Annotated in this window: 15 protein-coding genes and 1 riboswitch; of the genes, 4 read left to right on the forward strand and 11 right to left on the reverse strand. The window is 69.5% G+C overall.

The window, feature by feature from the left end:
- Positions 1 to 58: 58 nt before the first annotated feature.
- From AB0D31_RS14075 to AB0D31_RS14125, 11 genes are all read right to left on the reverse strand, one after another.
- Positions 59 to 928: a thioesterase family protein gene (locus AB0D31_RS14075; RefSeq protein WP_362721637.1), complete on the reverse strand. Its 870-nt coding sequence runs from the start codon at positions 926 to 928 to the stop codon at positions 59 to 61.
- Positions 929 to 999: 71 nt separating this feature from the next.
- A complete protein-coding gene (locus AB0D31_RS14080; protein ID WP_362721640.1) occupies positions 1,000 to 1,659 on the reverse strand; it encodes a trimeric intracellular cation channel family protein in 660 nt (219 codons plus the stop codon).
- 54 nt (positions 1,660 to 1,713) lie between these two features.
- Complete coding sequence (locus AB0D31_RS14085; protein WP_362721644.1) at positions 1,714 to 3,117, reverse strand: M1 family metallopeptidase; 1,404 nt, start codon at positions 3,115 to 3,117, stop codon at positions 1,714 to 1,716.
- Positions 3,118 to 3,211: 94 nt separating this feature from the next.
- Positions 3,212 to 4,849 carry a dipeptide ABC transporter ATP-binding protein gene (locus AB0D31_RS14090; protein ID WP_362721647.1) on the reverse strand — a complete coding sequence of 546 codons (1,638 nt, stop codon included), beginning with the start codon at positions 4,847 to 4,849 and terminating at the stop codon, positions 3,212 to 3,214.
- Entirely contained in the window at positions 4,846 to 5,937 is a 1,092-nt protein-coding gene (locus AB0D31_RS14095; protein WP_362721650.1) for an ABC transporter ATP-binding protein, read from the reverse strand. Before AB0D31_RS14095 ends, AB0D31_RS14090 begins: the two co-directional genes overlap by 4 nt.
- Entirely contained in the window at positions 5,934 to 6,941 is a 1,008-nt protein-coding gene (locus tag AB0D31_RS14100; protein WP_362721653.1) for an ABC transporter permease, read from the reverse strand. Before AB0D31_RS14100 ends, AB0D31_RS14095 begins: the two co-directional genes overlap by 4 nt.
- A gap of 72 nt (positions 6,942 to 7,013) precedes the next feature.
- Positions 7,014 to 8,774: an ABC transporter substrate-binding protein gene (locus tag AB0D31_RS14105; RefSeq protein ID WP_362721656.1), complete on the reverse strand. Its 1,761-nt coding sequence runs from the start codon at positions 8,772 to 8,774 to the stop codon at positions 7,014 to 7,016.
- Positions 8,775 to 8,808: 34 nt separating this feature from the next.
- Positions 8,809 to 9,807 carry an ABC transporter permease gene (locus AB0D31_RS14110; RefSeq protein ID WP_362721659.1) on the reverse strand — a complete coding sequence of 333 codons (999 nt, stop codon included), beginning with the start codon at positions 9,805 to 9,807 and terminating at the stop codon, positions 8,809 to 8,811.
- A gap of 369 nt (positions 9,808 to 10,176) precedes the next feature.
- Positions 10,177 to 10,974 carry an enhanced serine sensitivity protein SseB C-terminal domain-containing protein gene (locus AB0D31_RS14115; protein WP_362721662.1) on the reverse strand — a complete coding sequence of 266 codons (798 nt, stop codon included), beginning with the start codon at positions 10,972 to 10,974 and terminating at the stop codon, positions 10,177 to 10,179.
- 167 nt (positions 10,975 to 11,141) lie between these two features.
- Positions 11,142 to 11,915, reverse strand: a complete 774-nt coding sequence (locus AB0D31_RS14120; RefSeq protein ID WP_362721665.1) for an enhanced serine sensitivity protein SseB — start codon at positions 11,913 to 11,915, stop codon at positions 11,142 to 11,144.
- A 143-nt stretch (positions 11,916 to 12,058) separates the two neighbouring features.
- Entirely contained in the window at positions 12,059 to 12,667 is a 609-nt protein-coding gene (locus tag AB0D31_RS14125; RefSeq protein WP_362721679.1) for an AAA family ATPase, read from the reverse strand.
- A 304-nt stretch (positions 12,668 to 12,971) separates the two neighbouring features.
- Positions 12,972 to 13,069, forward strand: a riboswitch (glycine riboswitch).
- Positions 13,070 to 13,222: 153 nt separating this feature from the next.
- On the opposite strand from AB0D31_RS14125, the gene gcvT reads away from it, so the two are divergent.
- From gcvT to AB0D31_RS14145, 4 genes are all read left to right on the forward strand, one after another.
- Positions 13,223 to 14,341 carry a glycine cleavage system aminomethyltransferase GcvT gene (gene gcvT, locus AB0D31_RS14130; protein ID WP_362721667.1) on the forward strand — a complete coding sequence of 373 codons (1,119 nt, stop codon included), beginning with the start codon at positions 13,223 to 13,225 and terminating at the stop codon, positions 14,339 to 14,341.
- Between the two features lie 100 nt (positions 14,342 to 14,441).
- Positions 14,442 to 14,816 carry a glycine cleavage system protein GcvH gene (gene gcvH, locus AB0D31_RS14135; RefSeq protein ID WP_362721670.1) on the forward strand — a complete coding sequence of 125 codons (375 nt, stop codon included), beginning with the start codon at positions 14,442 to 14,444 and terminating at the stop codon, positions 14,814 to 14,816.
- 31 nt (positions 14,817 to 14,847) lie between these two features.
- Entirely contained in the window at positions 14,848 to 16,107 is a 1,260-nt protein-coding gene (gene glyA / locus AB0D31_RS14140) for a serine hydroxymethyltransferase (RefSeq protein WP_362721673.1), read from the forward strand.
- A gap of 174 nt (positions 16,108 to 16,281) precedes the next feature.
- A partial coding sequence (locus AB0D31_RS14145) for an L-serine ammonia-lyase (protein ID WP_362721676.1) occupies positions 16,282 to 17,429 on the forward strand: 1,148 nt, incomplete at its 3' end.

Consider the following 17,429-nt stretch of genomic DNA (forward strand, 5'->3'; position numbering starts at 1 on the left):
TCGATGCCGGCCCGGGCGGGCATAGCCGGCCCGGGGCCGGGGGCGGAGCCCCAGGGGGTTACTGGCGCGGGGCGCGGGCCAGTTGGCGGGACTGGGCCACCAGGCGGTCCGCCGAGTCCCAGACCTCCGCGTCCTCCTCCAGAAAACCCCCCGCCAGGTTCCGCGTGGTGATGGACACCCGCAGCGGCCCCGGCGCCGGCCGGCACCTGATGTGCGCGGTCAGCTCGACCGTGGGGGTCCACCCCTTGAGGCCCAGCTCGAAGGAGGTCGGCGGCAGCGCGTCGACCGTGAGAAGGAGGGAGATCGGGTCGGCGTCACGGCCGTCCGCAAGCCCGAACCAGCCGCGCATCTCGCCCTTCCCCGACGGCGCGCCGACCGCCCACCCGAGCGTCGTCGGGTCGAGCTTGAGCATGAGCCGATCGGTGATGGCCGAACTGCCGGGAATCGGCGGCCGGCTGCCGTCGGGCGCGTCCGTCGCGCCGATGCAGTGCGAGAGCGGCGGCATCGCGGGCGGCTTCGCGGTGGTGCGCACGTCGTCGGTCAGCGCGTCGAGGTCGCCGTAGGAGGCCAGGACCCGGATGCGTTCGACCTCCGCGCCGTTCTCGTCGTACTGGAACAGTGAGGCCTGCCCGGTGGAGAGGGTGCGGCCGGTGCGCACCACCTGGGTACGGATGACGGCGGGGCCCGGTACGGACGGCGTGAGGTAGTGCGCCGAGACGGTGAACGGGTCCGGGTGCGGCAGCGCCTCGCCTAGCGCCCGGCCGAGGAGGGCGAGCAGATAGCCCCCGTTGACGGCGTGGATGATGGTCCAGCCCGCCGAGAGCTCCGCGTCGTAGACCCCCGCTTCGCGCAGGGTGACGGCGGTGTCGCGGTCGAACTCGCTGTCCCCGATCGCGGCGGGGAGTACCGGTGACGATGCCTGTGCCATGGCAGCACCGTACACCGATAAATTACTGAGCGGTAGCTTTTTCTGAACCCCGAAGCCGCCCCACCACCCCCTCAGACCTCCTCCAGCGTCGAGCTGCGCCGGTGCCAGGCGCGGGGCGCCCGCCAGTGGTACTTCAGGGCCGCGATGCGCAGCAGGAACGCGGTGGCTGCGGCGAGCCCGCTGGTCCCCGCGGTCAGGATGTCGAAGCGGATGCAGAGCACGACCATCGTGGAGCCGACGATCGCGGGCACCGCGTACAGGTCGCGGTCCCAGCGCAACAGCGAGGGCACCTCATTGGCGAGGACGTCGCGCAGCACACCGCCGCCCACCGCCGTCGCGAGTCCCAGGACCGCAGACGAGGTCAGGCTGAGCCCGTAGTCGTACGCCTTGGTCGTGCCGGCCACGCAGAACAGGCCGAGCCCCGCCGCGTCGAAGACGTTGACCGCGAGCTGGGTGCGTTCGACTTCGGGGTGCAGGAAGAAGACGAGGACGGCGGCGAGCAGCGGGGTCACGAAGTAGCCGAGGTCGGTGAAGGCGGCCGGCGGGACCGCCCCGATGATGAGGTCGCGGAACAGCCCTCCGCCCAGGGCGGTGACCTCGGCGAGCACCGCGATGCCGAACACGTCGAAGTTCTTGCGCACGGCGAGCAGAGCGCCGGAGATCGCGAAGACGAAGATGCCGACGAGGTCCAGCACATGCTGGACGGAGGGGCTGAACAGTGAGTGGAGCACCCCGTATTTTTACTCACCACGGGGTGCTCCCCGGCACACGCCGGTCCAGCCGGCCTAGAGGGCGGGCTTGCCGGTGTCGTAGACCCACTTCTGGAAGAGGTCGTCGAGCGACTGGCCCGAGACCTTCTCGGCGAGCTTGACGAAGTCCGCGGTATCGGCGTTGTGGTAGCGGTGGGCCTTGGTCCACGCCGGGAGCAGCTTGAAGAAGGCCTGGTCGCCGATGCGTTCGCGCAGTGCCTGGAGCATCATCGCGCCACGGTCGTAGACGGCGTCGGAGAACATCGTGTCGCGCTGCGGGTCGGCCACCTCGATCTTCCAGAAGTCGTCGCTCGCCGGGATCGCGTTGTAGTCGGCGAGGAAGGCGTCGTGCGCCGTCCTGGTGCCGCGGTGCTCGGACCACAGCCACTGGGCGTAGGTCGCGAATCCCTCGTTGAGCCAGATGTCCTTCCACTGGTCGACCGAGACGGAGTCGCCGAACCACTGGTGGGCGAGCTCGTGCACGATGGTCGACTCGGAACGTACCGCCGAATAGCTGGGCTTGGACTGGGTCTCCAGGGAGAACCCGGCCTGCGGCATGTCGTCGACGACCGCGCCGGTCACCTCGAAGGGGTACGGGCCGAACAGCTTGGACCAGTAGTCGGTGGCCTCGGCGGTCACCGCGTACACGTCGACCTTGTTCTGGTTGGCGAGGACCGGGTCGATGGCCACGTAGATGGGGGTGCCCGCGGGCGTCCTGCCCGTCTTCACGTCGAACTTGCCTATGGAGGCGGTGGCCAGGTAGGTCGCCATCGGTTTGGACTCGCGCCAGTGGTAGTAGGAGCGTCCGCCGCGGTCGTGCGCGTCCACGAGGCGGCCGTTGGAGACGCCCGTGAGGCCCTTGGGGGCATCGATGCGTATGTCGTACGTGGCCTTGTCGGAGGGGTGGTCGCTGGACGGGAACCAGGTGGAGGCGGCGTTGGGCTCGCAGGCCACGAAGACGCCGTCCTTGGTCTTCATCCAGCCGTAGTCGGAGCCGAAGACGATGGGTCCGTTCAACGGCTGCGGCACCCCGCCGTAGACGACGGTGACCTCGAACTCCTCGCCCTTGCGCAGGCGGTGGCGCGGGGTGATGACGATCTCGTCACCGGTTCTGTTGAAGTCGGCGGGCTTGCCGTTCACCCGGATCGAGTCGACGGTGAGCTTCTGGAGGTCGAGGTCGAACCGGGAGAGGTTCTGGGTGGCGCGAGCGGTGACCGTGGTGCGCCCGTCGAGGCGCCCCGAATCGGGGTTGTAGCTGACCCCGAGGTCGTAATGGAGCGCGTCGAAACCGCCGTTGCCCATGGTGGGGAAGTACGGATCGCCGATACCCGGACTGCCCGGTGAGGCCGCGGGCGCGGCGGCGATCGTGAACCCGGCGGCCACCGCGGTGGCGAGGGCGAGCAGCCGGGAGCTACGACGTGCCGAACGGGAGAGTGCCATGAGTCTGCCCTTCGAACGTGTGCCTTGGTACGGACACGCAGACTCTGCACCCTCCCGTTTCGGCATGGACATGACTTTGCCGAACTGACATGCCCTACTTGTCGGTTGACTCCTGCACACCGGTATCCGGTACGGCGCCGCCGCCCTTCCCGGAAGCGCGCTTGGCACCCGACGCCTTGGAGCGCTTGGCACCCGTGGCCCTGGAGCGCTTGGCAGCGGCAGCCTCCGGCTCGGACGCCCCGGCGGTGCCGACCCCCTCCGCGGCATCGGACACCTCGGCGGTGCCGACCCCCTCCGCGGCATCGGACACCTCGGTGGTGCCGGCCCCCTCCGCGGCATCGGACACCTCGGTGGTGCCGACACCCTCCGCGGCATCGGACGCCCCGGCGGCGTCGGACGCCACCACGGCGTCAGGCACCTCGGCGGATTCGGACGTCTCCGCCGTTCCGGATGCCTCCACGGTTCCGGACACCTCCGCCGTTCCGGGTGCCTCCGCCGCTCCGGACGCCTCCGCCGCATCAGGCACCTCGACGGTCTTGGATGCCGCCGCGTCCACGGCTTCCGCCGCCCCTGCGGACTCCGCGGACTCCGCGGACTCGGCAGCCGCGCCGCCCTTGACCGCGTCCGCCCCCTCCGGCGAGGGTTCCGCGCCGCCGATCGTCACGAGGTCGACCGACTCCCTGGCCCCCGCCAGAACCTCCTCGCCCGGTGCCTGGTCCGGCGCGTTCTCCGGGTGGTGGCAGGCCACCCGCTGGCCCGGCTTCAGCTCGATGAGCAGCGGCTCCTGCGTCTTGCAGATTTCCGTCGCCTTCCAGCACCGGGTGTGGAACCGGCAGCCGCTCGGCGGCGAGATCGGCGACGGGACATCGCCCTTGAGCAGGATGCGGTCGCTCTTCACGCCGCGCCGCTTGGGGTCCGGCACCGGCACCGCGGACATCAGCGCCTTGGTGTAGGGGTGCATCGGCGCCGAGTACAGCGCCTGACGGTCGGCCAGCTCCACGATCTTGCCCAGGTACATGACCGCGATGCGGTCCGACACGTGCCGGATGACCGACAGGTCGTGCGCGATGATCACGTAGGTGAGGCCGAGCTCCTGCTGGAGGTCGTCGAGCAGGTTGACGACCTGCGCCTGGATCGACACGTCGAGCGCCGAGACGGGCTCGTCCGCGACGACCAGCTTCGGATTGAGCGCGAGCGCACGGGCGATGCCGATGCGCTGGCGCTGGCCGCCGGAGAACTCGTGCGGATAGCGGTTGTAGTGCTCGGGGTTGAGGCCCACCAGCTCCATCAGCCGCTGGACCTCCTTCTTCACCCCTCCCTCGGGCGTGACGCCCTGGAGCCGGAAGGGCGTGGAGACGATTCCGCCGATGGTGTGGCGCGGGTTCAGCGAGCCGTACGGGTCCTGGAAGATCATCTGGACGTCACGGCGCAGCGGGCGGAGCTTGCCCGCCGGCAGGTGCGTGATGTCCTGCCCCTCGAAGTGGATCGTGCCACCGGTGGGATCCTGCAGGCGGGTGATGACCCGGCCCATGGTCGACTTGCCGCAGCCCGACTCGCCGACCACGCCCAGGGTCTCGCCCTTGCGCACCTCGAAGTCAATGCCGTCGACCGCCTTCACGGCGCCGACCTGCCGCCGCAGGACCCCCTTCTTGATGGGGAAGTGCTTCGTCAGACCCGTGACCTTGAGCAGTGGCTCGCCATCGGCGGACTGGGGCTTCTTCGTCTCACTCACAGCTTCGGCGCAATCTCTTCGGTCCAGATCCGCGTGCGGTCCTCGGTCGAGAGGTGGCAGGCGGACCAGTGTCCGGTGCCCACCAGCTCCAGCTCGGGACGCACTGTGCGGGTGACGTTCCCCTTGGGCAGGTCCGCGTAGGGGCAGCGCGGGTGGAAGACACAGCCCGAGGGGACGTTGATGAGGCTCGGCGGCTGGCCCTTGACGGGGATGAGCCGTTCGGAGGTCTCCCGGTCGATGCGGGGCATCGAGCCGAGCAGGCCCCAGGTGTAGGGGTGCTGCGGCTTCTCGAAGACCTCGTCGGCCTTGCCGCGCTCCACACACCGGCCGCCGTACATCACCAGCACGTCGTCGGCGATCTCGGCGACCACGCCGAGATCGTGCGTGATCATGATGACGGCGGAGCCGAACTCCTTCTGGAGGTCCCGGATGAGGTCGAGGATCTGCGCCTGGACCGTCACGTCGAGGGCCGTGGTCGGCTCGTCCGCGATGAGCAGTTCGGGGTTGTTCACCAGCGCCATGGCGATCATGGCGCGCTGGCGCATGCCGCCCGAGAACTCGTGCGGGTAGCCGTCGACGCGCTTGTGCGGCTCGGGTATGCCGACCCGGTCCAGCATCTCGATGGCCCGGGTCCTGGCGACCTTCTTGCTCACCTTGTTGTGCACCCGGTACGCCTCGACGATCTGGGCGCCGACCTTGTGGTACGGGTGCATGGCGGACAGCGGGTCCTGGAAGATCATCGCCATCTCGCGGCCGCGGAGCTTGCGCACCTCGTCCGGCGCGGCGGCGAGGAGTTCCTTGCCGTCGAGCCAGATCTCCCCGGACATCTGGACGTTCTTGCCGCGCGCCCCGAGCCGGTGCAGCCCCATGACGGCCAGCGACGTGACCGACTTGCCCGAGCCGGACTCGCCGACGATGGCGAGGGTGCGGCCCTTGTCCAGCGAGAAGTTGAGCCCGTCGACGGACTTGACCAGGCCGTCGTCGGTCGGGAAGTGCACCTTGAGGTCGCGGACTTCGAGGAAGGCCTCCGGTGCGCGGCCCGGCGTGGGTTCGCCGACGGCTGCGCCGGTCTTGGACAGTTGGGTCACGAGAGCCTCACCCGCGGGTCGGCGGCGGCGTACAGCAGGTCCACCAGGAGATTTGCGATCACGACGAAGAAGGCGGCGAGCAGGGTCACGCCGAGGATCTTGGGCAGGTCGTTGTCCGTGATGCCCTGCACCGCGTAGGCGCCGACACCGTCCAGTGAGAAGACGGTCTCGGTGATCACCGCGCCACCGAGCAGCAGACCGAGGTCCATGCCGAAGACGGTGATGATCGGGGTGAGCGCGGCCCTCAGGCCGTGCCGGACCACCACGTTGCGCTCATGCAGACCCTTGGCGCGAGCCGTGCGGATGAAGTCCTCGTTCATCGTCTCCAGCATCCCCGACCGGGTGAGCCGGGCGTAGATGGCGGAGTAGAGCAGTGCGAGTGAACACCACGCGGGGAAGAGGGTGTTGGCCCACTGTGCCGGGTTCTCGGTGATGGGCACGTACTCGCGGCCGAAGATCGGCCAGTTGAAGACGAAGAGCAGGATCGCCAGGTTGCCGGTGAAGAACATGGGCAGCGAGACGCCCGCGAGGGCCACACCCATGAAGGTCCGGTCGAAGAACGAGCGCGGCTTCAGGGCGGAGATGACGCCGACGGTCACGCCCGACACCAGCCACAGGACAGCTGCGCCGGCGGCCAGCGAGACCGTCACCGGCAGCCGGGAGACGAGCTGCGGCCAGATCTCCTGGTGGTTCTTGAAGGAGTAGCCGAAGCACGGCGCGTCGCAGTGCACCGTGGTCGGGCCCAGGTTGTAGGTGGCGCCGGCCACGATGCTCTTGATGAAGTGCCAGTACTGGACGTACAGGGGCTGGTCCAGTCCCAGGTTGTGCTTGACCGCAAGGATGTCGGCCGTTGACGGGCTCTTGCCGAGGTACTGCGTAGCCAACTGGTCGGCGGTCTGGCCGGCCATTCGTGGCAGCAGGAAGAAGATGGCGAAGGTGACCGCGGAGACGACGAGCAGCAGGATCACTGCCGCGAACGTCCGGCGGAGGAGGTACGAAATCACGGGGGCCGGCGCCGGTGCCCGCGGGTTGAGGAACCCGCGGGCACCAATGCCTTCACCTGCCTTCCGGGGCTGCTACTTCGAGGTGCCGATGTTGAGGTAGTCGTACTGACCGCTGAAGGCCGAGGTGGACACCAGGTTGGTGGCCTTGGGCCGGGCGAGCAGGACCTTGAAGTAGGCCAGCGGAACGATCGAGGCGTCGTCCATGGCTTGCTTGTCGACCTGCGTGTAGAGGGTGTTGCGCTGGGTGGTGTCCTCGGTCGCGATCGCCTTGCCCAGCAGTTCGTTGACGCCGGCGTTGTCGTACTGCGACAGGTTCGTGTTGCCGGACTGGCTGATCGCCTTGCCGTTCAGGATCTGCTGCAGGAAGCCGTAGCCGGACGGCCAGTCGGCACCCCACTGCATCATCATCAGACCGACGTTGTTGTCCTGGGTGAACTTGGGCACACCCGCGTAGTCCGTGAAGTACTTGCCCGAGGGGTACGTCTTCAGGCTGGCGTTGATGCCGACCTTCTTCAGCGAGGCGATGATCGCCGTGGCGGCGTCGATCTCCTGCTGACGGTCCGAGCGGGCCGTGATGTTCGTGGTGATCGACTGCTGGCCGCAGGCGCTCAGCTGCTCCTTGGCCTTGGTGGCGTCACCCTTGTTGCCCGGGGTCGCGTAGACGTCGGACTTCTGGTAGCCCGGGATGTCCGGCGGCAGGACGGTGGAGGCGATGTCACCGCGGACCGGGCCGCCCTCGGCCGTCTGCACCGAGGTCTTGTCGATCGCGAACTGGACCGCCTTGCGGCAGGCGACGTTGTCGAACGGCTTCACCTTGGTGTTGATCGCCAGGTAGACGAGCCGGCCACCGAAGGTGTTGTCGCTGTTGGCCTTCTGGGAAGGGTCGGTGAGCAGCTTGGCCTGGGTGGAAGCCTGAACACCGGTGCCACCGAGGTCGATCGCGTTGCCCGCGACGACGTCCTGGTCGATGGTCTCGGGGTTGACCTTCAGCTTGACGACGATCTTGTCCGGCAGCGGCTTGCGCAGCGGGTCCGTCTTCGCGTCCCAGTTCGTGTTGCGCACGAGAACGGCCTGCTTGCCGTCGTCGTAGCTCTCGAACTTGTACGGGCCCGAGGACAGGATGTGCTTGACGTAGTCGACGCCCTGGTCCTTGGCCTGGGGCACCGGTGCCGTCTGCGGGGCCGCGACCAGGTAGTCGAACTCCTGGAAGGCCTGCTTCAGGTGGAAGACCACCGTGGTGTCGTCGGGCGTCGCGATGGACGAGAGGCCATCGGCGCTCTTGTCCTTGTAGGGGCCCTTGTACGTGTCGCTGTCGGCCAGGAACTGCTGGAAGTAGTTCGGGCCGAGCGAGAGCACGTCACGCGCGAAGTTGGAGCGCTCGACGGCGTACTTGACGTCCTTCGAGGTGATCGGCGTGCCGTCGTCGTACTTCAGACCCGAACGGATCTTGTACGTCCAGGTCTTGCCGCCGTCGCTCGACTCGCCCTTGCTCGCGGCGAGGTCCGGAACGAGCGTGTTGCCCTCCGCGCCCGCGCCGGGCTTGAACGTCATCAGCGGACGGGCGTAGAGCCGGCTGAGGTTGTACATGTACGCGTAGTACGTGTTGCCGGGGTCGAACGAGTCCGGGACGTCGGACAGCTCGTAGGTGAGCGTCCCGCCCTTCTTGTCGGAGGCGTTGACGACACCCTTGGTCGCGGCGTTGGCCCCGGCCGATTTGCCGTTGCCGTTCGAGCTGTCGGCCTTGCTGCAGCCGGCGAGCAGCATGCTCGCACTTCCGATGACCGCTATCGCGGCCAGCGCTGACCTTCGCATGATGGGTGCTTTCCCCTCCATAGTCGGAAACTTGTTGGGCTCTCGGTGGCAGGCGTCAGCGACTGCGGGGGTCGAGAGCATCGCGCAGACCGTCACCGAGCAGGTTGAACGCCAGGACGGTCACGAAGATGGCGAGGCCAGGCACGATCATGAATTCGGGATCGACCTGGTAGAAGGTCACGGCCTCGCGGAGCATGCCGCCCCAGGAGGCCTGCGGGGGCTGGATGCCGACACCGAGGAAGCTCAGGGAGGCCTCGAAGAGGATGTTGGTCGGGATGAGCAGCGTCGAGTAGACGGTGATCGGGCCGACCAGGTTGGGCATCAGTTCCCGGAACAGGATGTACGGGCCTCGGGCGCCCATGCCCCGGGCGGCGTCCACGAACTCCCGCTCGCGCAGGGCGAGTGTCTGACCACGGACGATGCGGCCCAGGTAGGGCCAGTTGAAGAAGCCGATGACGAAGATCAGCACGCTCAGGTGCAGCGGCAGGCCGTTGAGGCCGAACGCGCCGCCCTGGAGGGTGGCCGAGATGGCGATGGCGAAGAGCAGGAGGGGAAACGCGAGGAAGGTGTCCATCAGGCGGCTGATGATCGCGTCGACCCGGCCGCCGTAGTAGCCCGCGACGACACCCATGATCGCGCCGATGACGTTCGACAGGATGGTCGCGCCGAAGGCGACGACCAGCGACACCCAGGAGCCCTCGAGCACGCGGGTGGCGATGTCACGGCCGAACTTCGGGTCCACGCCCAGCGGGTGATCGAGGCTTATCCCGCCCATGCTGCCCTTGGGCAGCGAGGTGTTGGGGTCGATCAGGTCCTGATGGAACGCGTTGGGGTCGAGGCCGAGCATCGCCTGAATCGGACGCGAGAGGATCGCGACGAGGATCAGCAGGAGCACGATGGCGCCGCCCGCGACGGCGACGCGGTCCTTCTTGAACCGGGTCCAGGCGATCTGACCCAGGGAACGACCCTCGATCTGTCCCTTTCCAGCACCCGCCAGCACGGCTTCCGGCTGCGCCTCGGCAGCCGTCCCGGTGGTCTCGATCGGTGCGGTCACGGTGAGCGACCCCTCTCGCCGGTGGTGACCGGCCTGCGCCTGCCGCGGATTGCGGCTTTGTCGACTTGCTCACGATCACGAGATCGTCGACCTCGTGTCTGAGTCGCGAGTCTTCAGCGTGTTCGCGATCACCCGCCAGATGTGACGGGGAATGTATGCGCAAACGTGATGCGGAAAGAGGGTTTCCGTTATACGGACGCAGATGAACGGGGGGCGGACACGCGGAAGTTGGGGCGCATGCGACGCGGGGGGCCATTGCACCCTTCCCCCCACCAGAACGGACATTCACGTTGCGCGCAGAGGAAGTTGAGGGGCTTTGTGCTGGTTCGGCGGCCGCCCGCAGGGGTGGTGGAGCGGAACGGAGCAGGATCAGTACGCGCGGGGCGCGGGCGGCGGGTAGCCGTACCCGGACGCGTCGGGTGCGGGGCCGGCTTGGGCGCCACGGTCGTAGAACGGCCGTGCGTTGGCTTTCAGCCACATGGCGACCGGGTCGTAACCGTCGGACATCGCCACCGTGGAGACCGCGAGCCCGTCGGGCACGGCCGCGACGGACTGCTGCATCATCGCCCGCACCGCCTCGACCGACTGGGCGCCGGTGTCGTAGAGATCGAGACCGATGGCGAGGTAGGGCGCGCCGAGCGCGGGCCGCACCCAGGCGCGGCGCAGCGAGCGGACGACCGGGGTGCGGTGCGCGTTCTGTGCGAGCAGGGCGTAGAACTGCGGGACCTCGACCGCCGGTTCGCCGAGGCCGAGCGGGCCGGCGGGCATCCGGTCGAGGCCGGTGGCGATCCGCCGCAGATCGGTCCAGGGGATGCCGATGCCGCCGCCGGGTGCGTGCGGATTGAGCCAGATGCCGTACCGGTCGGGGTAGAGGGCGCGGGCGACGTCGAGGGCGCCCGCCACGTCGTGCGCGCGGTTCCAGCCGCTGGCCGAGAGCTCCTGCGGGGAGGTCACGCAGGGCGCGTACGCGACGCCGTCGACCTCCATGTTTCCGTACTGCGCGTCCGGCGAGCCCGGCCGGCCGTTCCACAGCAGCATCCAGAGCCGGCCGGATGCGGGATCGGCGAGGGCGTGGAGCAGCGCCTCGTACAGGTCGTAGCGCCCGGGCGTCACCTGGCGCAGCATGTGCTCGACCTGTCCGGCCGCCGCGGTGCCTGACGCGCTCACCCTGGGTTCCGCCCCTCTTCGATCCACCGTGCCGACGCCTGCGCCGCCCCGCCGCCCCGGGCACACGCGTGCGGCTGCGGGGCTGCAAGGGTCATGAAACCAGGTTAAGCCGCGGTACTGACATCGCCATGGCCTGCGAAGGCCGGCCGCGACGTACCCGTCGTCCGCTACTGGGCCCGGGCGTAGAAGGGGCGTACGCGGTCGCGCATCCAGGTGGCGACGGGATCCTGCGTCACGTCGAGCAGCACCAGATGGACCGGCCAGCCGACCGGGACCCGCTCCATCGCGCGACCGAGCGCCTCCATCGGGGCGTTGCGGCCCGCGCCGTCCCAGGTGGAGAACTCCACGCCGATGAAGAGGGTGGGCGACTCACCTTCGATGGAGGCGAGCGCGCGGCGGGCGCTGAGCACCACGCCGGTCGCGTCGAACTCGGTGGCCGCGGCGTTCAGAAAGTCGACCGGGTCCTCCTGCCAGTCGGGCTCGAAGAGGCGTACCCGGGCGCCGGACGCGGGTCCGTCGAGTGCGGTACGCCCGGTACGGCACAGCTCGGCCACGGCCGGCGGGGGCAGCGGCATCCCGACGGCGCCCTCGGGGTTGACCACGATGCCGAGCTGCGGCGGCAGCCCGCGGGCGAACTCGACGGCCGGCGCCACCGCGAACGACATACGGGCGCCGACGCACTGGAGGAACTGCTGCTCGGAGCTGTAGACGGGGACGTAGGGGGCGCCGTCGAGCTCCATCGTGGGCAGATCGAGGTCGGTGCTCTGCTGGCTGCCGCCGTTGGGCAGCGGCACCCAGACCGCGTTGCGGCCGAGCACCTCTATCAGCCGCGGGCCCGCGTCGGGCTGCCCGAGGGCCGCGGCCAGCGCCTCCTCGAGTTCGTTGCCCGGCCAGCCTCCGCCGCCGAGCGGATGCGCGAACGCCTGCTCCGGAAAGTTCATGTGTGCTGTCCTTCTCCCCCTGCTGCCTGCCGGCTCTCCCCCGACGGTCCGCCGGCCCGCACGGCCGTACCCCACGACCCTAACGCCGTACCCGCGGCGGCGGGAAAGCCGCGACGAGAGGGCCACGCGCACACCACCCGGCGCTACTGCGCGAAACCGATCCGCCGCACCACGCAGGCGGACTCCCGGTCGAGCAGGACGGCGGTCGCGCAGCCGGTGGGCAGCCGGCCGGCCTCCACCTGGGCGATGAGGCGGCGGGCCGCACCGCGGTGCCGGGCGAAGGCGTACGCGGAGACCCAGCGGCCCCGGGCGGCCTGGCCTTCGAGGGCGGTGCCGGCCGGCACGTCGAGCACGACCAGACGCAGCGCCCGTCCCCTGCGCCGGGCGCCCCGGCCCAGCCAGTGCCGCACCCACGCCTGCGTACCGCAGTCATGGACGACGAGGCTGTCACCGGAGCGCAGCGCCCACCACGTCCTGACGAAGTGCGCGGTGCGGGTGAGCGGGCGGTAGAGGGCGTACGGGATCTTGGGCAGCCGGCGCTGCCAGGCGAGCCGGGTGTCCTGGGAGTCGATGTGGCGGTCGGTGACGGTGCGGCGCATCAGGGTGGTCTTGCCGCTTCCGGGCAGGCCCGACACCACGACGACGTCCCCCGCGTCGAAGAGCAGCTCCGGCGGGGTGAGCTCGGGCCGCCCGCGCAGATCCCGTACCGCCCCGCCCCCGGCGCCGGCCTCACCAGCCGCTTCGCGTGCCACCTGCGGGTCGCGCGCCGCGCCCCCCTCGCGCACCGGCACCCCGCATGGCTCCCGTACCCCGCATGGCTCCGGCACCCCGCATGGCTCCGGCACCGCGCGTGGCGCCGGCACCGCCCGGCCGGGGCCGTCCGGTGCGGACACCTCCCGCACCTGACCACTCTCGCGTCCCGCCGTCATGGCACTCCCCCCTGTTGCTTCCGCGTCCCTTGCCCCCGGAGTGTAAAGAGTGAGTAATAGCTCACCGGCGATGTGCCGCTTCCGGTGGCCGTGCAATGATGTGCGCGCCAACTCCATACAGGCCGTTCGAATCCGCGCGGGAGAGTCCTCAGCAGCAGTGAGCTGGGGCGCCGAAGGAGCAAGTTCCTCCCTTGAATCTCTCAGGCCCCGTACCGCGCGGGTGAGGCAGATCTGAAAAGCGGGCCGTCCCCTGCCGGGCGGTCCCACCCAAGGTGCAAGCCGTGCCGCGCAGCGCGCGCCGGTGAACCTCTCAGGTTCCGATGACAGATGGGGAGGATGTCCTCGACCGTCATGCCCCGGGACCTTGGAGCACCATCCATGAGCAACGCCCCCCGCCTCACCTCCCTCGATGCCCTGCATCGATCGCTGGGCGCCACGATGACCGACTTCGCGGGCTGGGACATGCCGCTGCGGTACGGGAGCGAGCGCGACGAGCACAACGCCGTACGGACCCGCGCCGGCATCTTCGACCTCTCCCACATGGGCGAGATCACCGTCACCGGGCCCGACGCGATGAAGGCGCTGAACTACGCGCTCGTCGGCAACATCGCCACCATCGGCGTGGGCCGCGCCCGGTACACGATGATCTGCCAGGAGGACGGCGGGATCGTCGACGACCTGATCGTCTACCGCCTGGGCGAGGACGAGTACATGGTCGTCGCCAACGCGGGCAACGCGCAGATCGTGCTCGACGCGATCACCGAGCGCGCGGCCGGCTTCGAGGGCGCCGAGGTGCGCGACGACCGCGACGCCTACGCGCTGATCGCCGTGCAGGGCCCCGAGTCCCCCGGCATCGTGAAGTCCGTCACGGACGCCGACCTCGACAACCTGAAGTACTACGCCGGTCTGCCCGGCACCGTCGCCGGCGTGCCCGCGCTCATCGCCCGCACCGGCTACACCGGCGAGGACGGCTTCGAGCTGTTCGTGGCGCCCGAGCACGCCGAGCAGCTGTGGCGCGCACTGACCGAGGCGGGCAAGGACGCGGGCCTGGTGCCGTGCGGCCTGTCCTGCCGCGACACCCTGCGCCTGGAGGCGGGCATGCCGCTGTACGGGCATGAGCTGACCACCGCGCTCACGCCCTTCGACGCCGGTCTCGGCCGGGTCGTGAAGTTCGAGAAGGACGGCGACTTCGTGGGCCGTACGGCCCTGGAGGCCGCCGCGAAGAAGGCGGAGACCAACCCGCCGCGCAAGCTGGTCGGCCTGATCGCCGAGGGCCGCCGGGTGCCGCGCGCCGGGTTCGCCGTGGTGGCGGGTGGCGAGGCCGTCGGCGAGGTCACCTCGGGCGCCCCGTCCCCGACGCTGGGCAAGCCGATCGCCATCGCCTACGTGGACGCCGCGCTCGCCGCGCCCGGCACGGCGGGCGTCGGCATCGACATCCGCGGCACGCACGAGCCGTACGAGGTCGTCGCGCTGCCCTTCTACAAGCGTCAGAAGTGACTCGCGCCTCCCTCTGCCCTCCCCCTTCTCGTCTCGCCGTCCGAGACACTCGACGAGACCCCGTCAGCAGCACTCCCCCGCGTACAGGAGAATTCAGGTCATGAGCAACCCCCAGCAGCTGCGCTACAGCAAGGAGCACGAGTGGCTGTCGAACGCCGAGAACGGCGTCTCGACGGTCGGCATCACGGAGCACGCGGCCAACGCGCTCGGTGACGTCGTGTACGTACAGCTCCCGGAGGTGGGTGACACGGTGACCGCGGGCGAGACCTGCGGCGAGCTGGAGTCCACCAAGTCGGTCAGCGACCTGTACTCCCCGGTCACCGGTGAGGTCGTCGAGGCCAACCAGGACGTCGTGGACGACCCTTCGCTGGTCAACTCGGCCCCGTTCGAGGGCGGTTGGCTCTTCAAGGTGAAGGTCACGGACGAGCCGGGCGACCTGCTCTCCGCCGACGAGTACACCGACTTCGCCAGCTGACCTAGACCACCAGGGATACAGGGATCGTCTGATGTCGCTTCTGAACCAGCCCCTCCACGAGCTGGACCCGGACGTCGCCGCCGCCGTCGACGCCGAGCTCCACCGTCAGCAGTCCACCCTCGAAATGATCGCGTCGGAGAACTTCGCTCCGGTCGCGGTCATGGAGGCCCAGGGCTCGGTCCTCACCAATAAGTACGCCGAGGGCTACCCGGGCCGCCGCTACTACGGCGGCTGTGAGCACGTCGACGTGGTCGAGCAGATCGCGATCGACCGCGTCAAGGCGCTGTTCGGCGCCGAGGCCGCCAACGTGCAGCCCCACTCGGGCGCACAGGCCAACGCGGCCGCGATGTTCGCGCTGCTCAAGCCGGGCGACACGATCATGGGTCTCAACCTGGCCCACGGCGGTCACCTGACCCACGGCATGAAGATCAACTTCTCCGGCAAGCTCTACAACGTGGTCCCGTACCACGTCGACGAGACCGGCGAGGTCGACATGGCCGAGGTCGAGCGCCTCGCCAAGGAGTCCAAGCCGCAGCTGATCGTGGCCGGCTGGTCCGCCTACCCGCGCCAGCTGGACTTCGCCGCGTTCCGCCGGATCGCGGACGAGGTCGGCGCGTACCTGATGGTCGACATGGCCCACTTCGCGGGTCTGGTCGCCGCGGGTCTGCACCCCAACCCCGTGCCGCACGCCCACGTCGTGACCACCACCACGCACAAGACCCTCGGCGGTCCGCGCGGCGGTGTCATCCTGTCGACGCAGGAGCTCGCCAAGAAGATCAACTCGGCGGTCTTCCCGGGTCAGCAGGGTGGTCCCCTGGAGCACGTCATCGCGGCGAAGGCGGTGTCCTTCAAGGTCGCGGCGTCGTCCGAGTTCAAGGAGCGCCAGCAGCGCACCCTGGACGGCGCCCGGATCCTGGCCGAGCGCCTGGTCCAGGACGACGTGAAGGCCGTCGGCGTCGACGTCCTGACCGGCGGCACCGATGTGCACCTGGTCCTGGTGGACCTGCGCAACTCGGAGCTCGACGGCCAGCAGGCCGAGGACCGTCTCCACGAGGTCGGCATCACGGTCAACCGGAACGCCATCCCCAACGACCCGCGGCCGCCGATGGTGACCTCCGGTCTGCGCATCGGCACCCCGGCGCTGGCCACCCGCGGTTTCGGTGCGGACGACTTCCGCGAGGTCGCCGACATCATCGCCGAGGCCCTGAAGCCGGAGTTCGACAAGGACGCGCTGTCGGCCCGGGTGTCCGCTCTGGCCGCCAAGCACCCGCTGTACCCCGGCCTGAAGTAGTTTCGTACGCTTTCGTTCTCGGTTCATTCCGTACGGAGCCCCGGGGCACCGCGCACACTGGGTAGTGAGCGCGGTGCCCCGTCCCATGCGGTGCCCCGTCCCATGCTGTGCCAGCTTTGCTCTGCGATACCCCGGCAGACAACGGCGTCTACCAACCCCCACAAGGAGTCCCCCGTGGCCATCTCGGTCTTCGACCTGTTCTCGATCGGCATCGGCCCGTCCAGCTCACACACCGTCGGCCCGATGCGGGCGGCCCGGATGTTCGCCGCACGGCTGAAGAACGAGGGCCTGATCGCGCACACCTCGCGGATACGGGCCGAGCTGTACGGTTCGCTCGGCGCGACCGGCCACGGCCACGGCACCCCGAAGGCGGTCCTGCTCGGCCTTGAGGGCGATTCGCCGCGCACCGTCGACGTGGAGAGTGCCGACGCCCGGGTGGAGCGCATCAAGGAATCGGGCCGGCTCAACGTCCTCGGCATGCACGAGATCGCCTTCTCCTACGACGACGACCTGGTCCTGCACCGCCGCAAGGCGCTGCCGTACCACGCCAACGGCATGACGGTCTTCGCGTACGACGTCGACGGCGAGCTGATCCTGGAGAAGACGTACTACTCGGTCGGCGGCGGCTTCGTGGTCGACGAGGACGCCGTGGCGGGCGACAACCCGATCGTGCCGGACGACACCGTCCTCAAGCACCCCTTCCGCACCGGCGACGAACTGCTGCGGCTCGCGCAGGAGACCGGCCTGTCCATCTCCGCGCTGATGCTGGAGAACGAGAAGGCGTGGCGCACCGAGGACGAGATCCGCTCGGGTCTTCTCGACATCTGGCGCGTCATGCAGGCCTGTGTCTCGCGCGGCATGTCGCGTGAGGGCATCCTGCCCGGTGGACTCAAGGTCCGCCGCCGCGCCGCGACCATCGCCCGGCAGCTGCGCGTCGAGGGCAACCCCGAGGCCCACGCCATGGAGTGGGCGACGCTGTACGCGATGGCGGTCAACGAGGAGAACGCGGCGGGCGGCCGGGTCGTGACCGCGCCCACCAACGGCGCGGCCGGCATCATCCCGGCGGTCCTGCACTACTACATGAACTTCGTGCCCGGCGCGGATGAGGACGGCATCGTCCGCTTCCTGCTCTCGGCCGGCGCGATCGGCATGCTGTTCAAGGAGAACGCCTCGATCTCCGGCGCCGAGGTCGGCTGCCAGGGCGAGGTGGGCTCCGCGTGCTCGATGGCGGCGGGCGCGGGTACGGCTGCGGGCGCGTCGGGGGTGAGCGTCGAGGCACGTCGGCGTTCGACGATCCCCGCGACCGCCATCACGGCGAGGCC

This window comes from Streptomyces sp. NPDC048361 (assembly GCF_040651795.1).
In the GTDB taxonomy this organism is placed as follows: Bacteria; Actinomycetota; Actinomycetes; order Streptomycetales; family Streptomycetaceae; genus Streptomyces.